Source organism: Bacteroides fragilis (genome assembly GCF_019583405.1).
In the GTDB taxonomy this organism is placed as follows: domain Bacteria; phylum Bacteroidota; class Bacteroidia; order Bacteroidales; family Bacteroidaceae; genus Bacteroides; species Bacteroides fragilis_B.
The window spans coordinates 1-2,290 of sequence record NZ_SZUU01000025.1 but is presented as its reverse complement, the minus strand read 5'-3'; the positions used below and the strand labels follow the sequence as shown (position 1 = coordinate 2,290).

At 37.1% G+C, this 2,290-nt stretch carries 7 protein-coding genes and 1 pseudogene; all 8 read left to right on the top strand.

The genetic code is table 11. From position 1 onward, the window contains the following. Window positions 1-132: 132 nt before the first annotated feature. The gene (locus FDF36_RS20905; protein WP_220392681.1) at window positions 133-414 is read left to right on the top strand and encodes a hypothetical protein; all 282 of its coding nucleotides are present in this window, start codon (window positions 133-135) and stop codon (window positions 412-414) included. Window positions 415-427: 13 nt separating this feature from the next. Beyond that, the gene (locus FDF36_RS20900; protein WP_220392680.1) at window positions 428-706 is read left to right on the top strand and encodes a hypothetical protein; all 279 of its coding nucleotides are present in this window, start codon (window positions 428-430) and stop codon (window positions 704-706) included. Between the two features lie 12 nt (window positions 707-718). Further along, window positions 719-961 (top strand): hypothetical protein, encoded by a 243-nt coding sequence (locus FDF36_RS20895; protein ID WP_220392679.1) that lies wholly within the window; start codon window positions 719-721, stop codon window positions 959-961. After that, entirely contained in the window at window positions 954-1,295 is a 342-nt protein-coding gene (locus tag FDF36_RS20890; protein ID WP_220392678.1) for a hypothetical protein, read from the top strand. Before FDF36_RS20895 ends, FDF36_RS20890 begins: the two co-directional genes overlap by 8 nt. Further along, complete coding sequence (locus FDF36_RS20885) at window positions 1,292-1,444, top strand: hypothetical protein (RefSeq protein WP_220392677.1); 153 nt, start codon at window positions 1,292-1,294, stop codon at window positions 1,442-1,444. Before FDF36_RS20890 ends, FDF36_RS20885 begins: the two co-directional genes overlap by 4 nt. A 20-nt stretch (window positions 1,445-1,464) precedes the next feature. Beyond that, window positions 1,465-1,728, top strand: a complete 264-nt coding sequence (locus tag FDF36_RS20880; RefSeq protein ID WP_220392676.1) for a hypothetical protein — start codon at window positions 1,465-1,467, stop codon at window positions 1,726-1,728. Window positions 1,729-1,795: 67 nt separating this feature from the next. Then, window positions 1,796-2,017: a hypothetical protein gene (locus FDF36_RS20875; RefSeq protein ID WP_220392675.1), complete on the top strand. Its 222-nt coding sequence runs from the start codon at window positions 1,796-1,798 to the stop codon at window positions 2,015-2,017. Window positions 2,018-2,021: 4 nt separating this feature from the next. Then, a pseudogene (locus tag FDF36_RS20870) lies at window positions 2,022-2,290 on the top strand (hypothetical protein); the annotation flags it as partial.

The window sequence follows — 2,290 nt, the reverse complement described above, 5'->3', positions numbered from 1 at the left end:
ATCTATAAAGTCTGAACGTGGTGGAATAAGCATAAACAAAATATCATGGTCTAAAACAGACGATGGCTCTATGGTTATTGTGCCGACAAGTAATAATAAGATAGTAGTCAAATAGAGTAAAACAAATTAGATATGAATAAATCTATCGAGAAATATATAGGAGTTGGGGAACTTAGCTCCATGCCTATAAAGAAAGCTCTTATTTTTCAAAAGATATATGACACATATCACGGAGTAGGAAAAGATGATACCATGCTATTAACAGCGATAGAGGTATATAAAAGGCTATATCCGAAAATATATAGTTTGTCGCATGAACAGCAGCTTGATATTGTTCACGAATCTACTATGATTGCTTACGATGCTCGTACAAAGGCATTTGAACACATAATTAATTATAATCCAAATAACTAATAACCGAATAAGAATGAATATGATGGAATATGGATATGAAAAGAAAGATCACTGCGGTAATTTGGTTTATCCCATGCACCCGGTACAAGAGGAAGAGGCAGATAACGTAATTGCAGCCTTCATTGTTGGTAATGGCTATGTACCGGTGTCGCCTGTAACTTATGAATCAGAAGAAGAATGTCGAAAGGCTTGTGATGTACATAACAACTTTCACGGGTGGACTGAAGGAGAAGTTGAAGCCATTTTCTTTAAATCATTAACGGAGCAATACCCAGAGGAAACAATAGAGTAATACTGATTAAATATGAGCGAAGATTCTATTGTTATTCCTCGAAAGTTGGTTCATTCTGGCAAGAAAAGAGCATATCCATCAAGTTTCGTTTGGGATTGTCCTTCATGTGGTCATTGGAATATCTGGCAAACAAACAGGCTGATGGGAAAAACAAATGTAAAGTGTATGGAATGTTTAAAACCGTTTGTTTTAGACAAATCAAATCCTAAAGAAGAAATTATCAGGACGAAGAAACTGAGGGCAATAATTGATTAGAAGGAATATTAAGGATGATAGATTATATCCGGTCTGTGAACTAACAGCCGAGCAGAAAAAGGCTTTTAACAAGCTAAAGAAAGCATATAAGGAATGTGAAAAGGCAGGAATTTTCTTCGCTAACAACTATGGTCATCTGATGGCTTTTGATAAAAACTTAGTTTCTGGATATGGGGATGATTCCATGCCGCCAGATGGGGTCTATACGGTAAGGCTTACTTATGGCAGTCCGGCTGAATCAATAAAGGTAGCTAATGAATGGGCTGATGATATCCATGTGCTGGGACTAACTAAAAAGGGCATGAAGCTTTATCTACAGGAGGAGGAAGAATGAGACTAATTACAAAACAGGCTGCCAAGTTGGAAGAACTTGAAGCCAGACGAGAAAGGCTCGTTAATCGTATTGCTAAACTCGATCTAAAAATCAAGGAGCAAAAAGAGAAAATAGCCCAATATTACAGGAAGCAAGGGATTAACGTATAGCTATAAAAAAAGAGATAAACATGGAAATACGCTGTGCTGTACCCGAAGAGGGACTGAATTTAAACATGAACTGGGAAGAATCTATTTTTCCCAGTATTGGAGATGCTCTTTATCTCACTAATTTTCTTAATGAAGAAGATTTATTGTCTTTGAGAGAATGTAAACGACAAAGGGAAGAGACTTTATTCGATATACTGGATGATAATCTTCTGCATGTAAAAGATAGATCTTGGTTAAGAAATCAAGATGGAAAAACATGCTGCCTTTTAATACTTGAATATTAACTAACGAAACAACAAGTATCAAGACTTAATGAATTTGAAAAGTCAATTAACGAACTAAAGTATAAATATGAGCAAAATTGAAGAAGCCTTCAGAGTCTTAGGAAGAACAGAGAAAGTGAAGTTTATTTCGCAAAATATTGATTATGCAAATGCTGATGCAGTTGCTAAGTATGTAAGTGGCTATCTTTTCGATTTCCTTAATGATGTTGGGGATGATGAATATGTAGCACGGTATCTCAGAGAAAAGGGATATGAAGTAAAAGAACAAGAACACCCCTCAAATCTATAGACACATGGATATCCTAAAGACTGTATTTTTTGGCTGTCTGGGTGGTTTAGCTGTCGTTCTGCCCTACATTATATATATACGGATAAGAGCCCGAAGAAAGCCCGCGACAGCAATAGGCAGGCCAATCGGAGACAGGACAGGTCCGATCATGCCTGATAAAAAAGAGGAGCTTCCACCGGATGATCTTAAGGCCGACCTATATGCTGAATTAAATGAAGAAGCCGGAAAGGCCGACTACATTCCATATGCTCCCGACAAACTGATAATCGGGCA

Bases quoted from the DNA above. Each gene is read 5' to 3' on its own strand.
- FDF36_RS20905 (WP_220392681.1), top strand. From the start codon at position 133: ATGAATAAATCTATCGAGAAATATATAGGAGTTGGGGAACTTAGCTCC.
- FDF36_RS20900 (WP_220392680.1), top strand. From the start codon at position 428: ATGAATATGATGGAATATGGATATGAAAAGAAAGATCACTGCGGTAAT.
- FDF36_RS20895 (WP_220392679.1), top strand. From the start codon at position 719: ATGAGCGAAGATTCTATTGTTATTCCTCGAAAGTTGGTTCATTCTGGC.
- FDF36_RS20885 (WP_220392677.1), top strand. From the start codon at position 1,292: ATGAGACTAATTACAAAACAGGCTGCCAAGTTGGAAGAACTTGAAGCC.
- FDF36_RS20880 (WP_220392676.1), top strand. From the start codon at position 1,465: ATGGAAATACGCTGTGCTGTACCCGAAGAGGGACTGAATTTAAACATG.
- FDF36_RS20875 (WP_220392675.1), top strand. From the start codon at position 1,796: ATGAGCAAAATTGAAGAAGCCTTCAGAGTCTTAGGAAGAACAGAGAAA.